2 protein-coding genes and 1 pseudogene are annotated in these 3,504 nt (G+C 69.0%); 2 read left to right on the top strand and 1 reads right to left on the bottom strand.

Going from position 1 to position 3,504, the window contains the following annotated elements:
- The first annotated feature begins 287 nt into the window (after window positions 1–287).
- A complete protein-coding gene (locus ACZY0B_RS27010) occupies window positions 288–2,921 on the top strand; it encodes an ATP-binding protein (RefSeq protein WP_463767298.1) in 2,634 nt (877 codons plus the stop codon).
- 70 nt (window positions 2,922–2,991) lie between these two features.
- Entirely contained in the window at window positions 2,992–3,279 is a 288-nt protein-coding gene (locus ACZY0B_RS27005) for a hypothetical protein (protein WP_463767297.1), read from the top strand.
- 99 nt (window positions 3,280–3,378) lie between these two features.
- Here ACZY0B_RS27005 and ACZY0B_RS27000 read toward each other — a convergent pair.
- Window positions 3,379–3,504, bottom strand: a pseudogene (locus ACZY0B_RS27000) (WXG100 family type VII secretion target); the annotation flags it as partial.

Here is a 3,504-nt window from a genome sequence, read left to right as displayed (position 1 = left end):
TCCTGCAAGCCCTCCAGCGCACGGGCCGCGCTGGCGTTGGCGGCCACGGATTCCAGGTCAACGCGAACGGCGGGGTCTGCGCTGATCGACTCATCCGACTCAGAGGAAGTCATCGCCACACCTCCTAGATCGCCGTGCCGCCGCCTGGTGGCCGGCGCTGCGGCCGCTATCAACCCTATCCGGCATATGCGGTGGGCAGGTTTACGCCTCGACCGCGGCACCCTCGAAGGTTGGCTCACTTGGCTAGTCGGCCGAATGGGACCATGTCTCCGACTTAGTCTGGGTGGGTGAAGCTCCTGGAGCGCGAGCCGCTTCTAGAGTCCTTGCGGGAATTTCACGTCGGCGCGATCGGCGGCGCGGGGTGCATCGTGTTCGTGTCCGGGGAGGCCGGTGCCGGCAAGTCGGCGCTGGTGCGTCGATTCTGCGACGACTTGCCGGTCGATGCGGCCGTGTACTACGGCTTTTGCGACGCCTACCGCACCCCGCGGGCGCTGGGCCCATTGCACGATATTGCACGCTCGGGCCTGGGCGGGCTGAGCAATCTGCTTGCGGCAAGCCAGGACCGGCACATCGTGTTCAACGAGTTTCTCGATCTACTCGGTGCGAGGCCATCGGTGACGGTGATCGAGGACATCCACTGGGCCGACGAGGCCACCCTGGATCTTTTGGTGTTCCTGGGGCGTCGGGTCGCTGACCTGCCATCCATGGTGGTGGTGACCCTCCGCAACGATGAGGTGGGCGGCCGTCACCTGATAAGGCGGGTGCTCGGAGATCTCGCGACGGTTCGTTCGGTGCGCCGGCTGTCGGTGCCGTCGCTCTCGCAGGCAGCGGTCGCCGAGCTCGCCGGGCCCGCGGGCCCTGACGCGACATGGCTGTACGCGGTGACCGGCGGGAATCCCTTCTTCGTCACCGAGACGCTTGGCGCGCCTAGCGAGCACGTGCCGGCCACCGTGCGCGACGCCGTTCTGGCCCGCGCCGCTCGCCTGAGTGACGGCGCACGTGCTGTCCTTGACCTTGTCTCTGTGGTGCCCGACGGTGCCGAGGTCGCCATGGTTGCAACGGTTTTCGCCGCCGGGATCGACGCGCCGGCCGACGTTGCCTTGGACCAGGCCGTCCAATCGGGGATGCTCCTACGCGACGGGGACACCGTACGCATACGCCACGAGCTCGCCCGCCGGGCGATCGAGTCCGACGTGCCGGTCGCCCGCGCAACGGAGCTGCACCGCAGCATCCTCGGGTTCCTGGCAACGCTGCCGGGGGCCGATCCGGCCCGGTTGTCGTATCACGCCGACGCGGCCGGCGTGAGCGCTGCGGTGCAGCGGTACGCCCCACACGCCGCCCAGTTGGCTGTCGGGGTCGGCGCTTATCGGGAGGCCGCCGAGCAGTATGAGCGCGCGCTTCGCCATGCCGCCGGTGTGCCGGCCACCCGGCTGGCGGAGCTGTGGGAGGGCCGCGTCGAGGCGTGCGAACGTAGTCACTGGACGGCGGCGCGCACACCGGCGTCCGACGGATTGTCGGAAGCGCTGGAGGCCGCCGCACGTGCGGTCGAGTTGTGGCACGCGGTGGGCAACGGCGAGCGGGAAGTCGTCGTCATGGCGCGCCGGTCGCACATCCTGTGGAACGCGGGTCGCAGGGCGGAGGCGCAGGACACGGCGCGCGCGGCGGTGGCGCTGCTGGAAGCCCTGCCGCCGGGACCGGCCCCCGCCCGGGCGCACGCGGCGTTGGCCCGCCTGTTCATGCTCGCGGGCGACGACGCCGCCGCGGTATCGCTGGGCACCACCGCGGTCAACTATGCGCAGCGGTATGAACAGGTGGACACCCTCGCCGAGGCGCTCGGCGTGGTCGGCAATGTGCACTGGACGACCGATCCGGACCGCGCTGTCGAGCTGCTGGCCGCCGGCCTGGAAGCCGCCCGCAGCGCCGGGGACGACCTGGGTGTGGCCGCCATGCTGTGCAACCTTGGTGCCGGGACCGCCGAGACCCGCCGGTACCAGCGGGCCGACCGCTGGCTGGGTGAAGCCGTGACCTGGTGTGCCGCAAGAGATCTCGACGCGTTGCACGACCTGGCGCTGTCGTGGCAGGCCCATTGCCACCTCGAGCAGGGTCGGTGGGACGACGCCGGCGCGGCAGCGGCCGCGGTGATCGGTTCCCATCCCCCATCCGAGCCCGGCCACATCTTGGCGCTCACCGTCGTTGGCAGGCTGCGGAGCCGCCGCGGCGACCCGGACGCGCAGCCCCCGCTCGATAAGGCGTGGTTGCTTATCAAGTCCTCCGGTGATCTTCGACGCCTGTGGCCCGTGGCCGCCGCACGTGCCGAGAATGCGTGGCTCGGCGGAAGGACGGCGCAAATCGCGGCCACGGTCACCGAGGCCTACCGGCTCGCCGTCCAAACCGACCACCCATGGGCTGCCGGTGAGCTAGGCCACTGGATGGGGGTGGCCGGGGCGACGACCGATCCGGGCGCGCGGATGGCCGCGCCTTACGCCCTACAGGCGGCAGGCGACTGGGCGGGCGCAGCCCGGCTGTGGAGGGAACTTGGCTGCCCCTACCAGATGGCACTGGCCATGGCCCAGGACGACGACCTTGACTGCCAGCTCGAGGCGCTGCAGGAGCTGCACCGCCTTGGCGCGTGGCCTGCCGCCGAGTTGGTAGCGCGCCAGCTCCGTCGCCACGGCGTTCGCAGCTTGCCCCGGCGCCCTCGACGGGCGACCCGCAACAACCCTGCACAGCTCACCGAACGACAACTCGATGTACTGGCGCTGCTCGCCGAAGGACTGCGCAACGCTGACATCTCTGTCGCCCTGCACATCTCACCCAAGACCGTCGACCACCATGTCTCGGCGATCCTGGCCAAGCTCGGCGTCGACACCCGCCAACAGGCCGCAAGCTGGGCACGTTCCGCGCTGACCAACATGGGGTGATCGCGGACCAAATATAGGGAACTCCTACCGATTTCCCGGCCGCCGGAACTGGGCAGAGTCGCTGTCGAAGGTGATCGGCACCTTCGACAGACCTTTGGAGCAGATCATCATGAATATTCGTAGAATCACCGTTGGCGCGCTGGCAGCTGCGGCACTGGCCGGCGGGGTGGGCCTCGTTGCCGCGCCCAACGCGGCCGCGCAACCTAAGAGTTGCGTCCTCCTGCACAATTCTGTGAACGGCGCGCAGGACGAATGGCTCCTCGATCGACAGCAGTATGGGGACAGTGCCAGGATAACCGTCGCTGCCAGGGCCGTGTACCAAAGAGCGATTGACAGGGCCGTCGCCGCTGGCTGCTGACAACGCCTCGCGCCGTGCTGATGCCGCGGATTTGAATTGATGTGGCAGCGGGGAAGCGAATTGCTTTGGCCACCAACGTTGGACGTCGCTTCGGCCAGCTCACGACCACATCGCCAAATTCGTTGACATGGCGCCGGTGTAGTTGTCGTGCGCCGTCGCGCCCGCGGTCCGCAATTGGCCCAATGCCTCGCGCATCATCGCCTCACCGCGAGCCCAGTGCTGATG

The organism is Mycobacterium sp. IDUB_19, assembly GCF_055419445.1.
The sequence above is the reverse complement of the archived record's forward strand: the minus strand, read 5'-3'. Positions and strand labels throughout refer to the sequence as shown.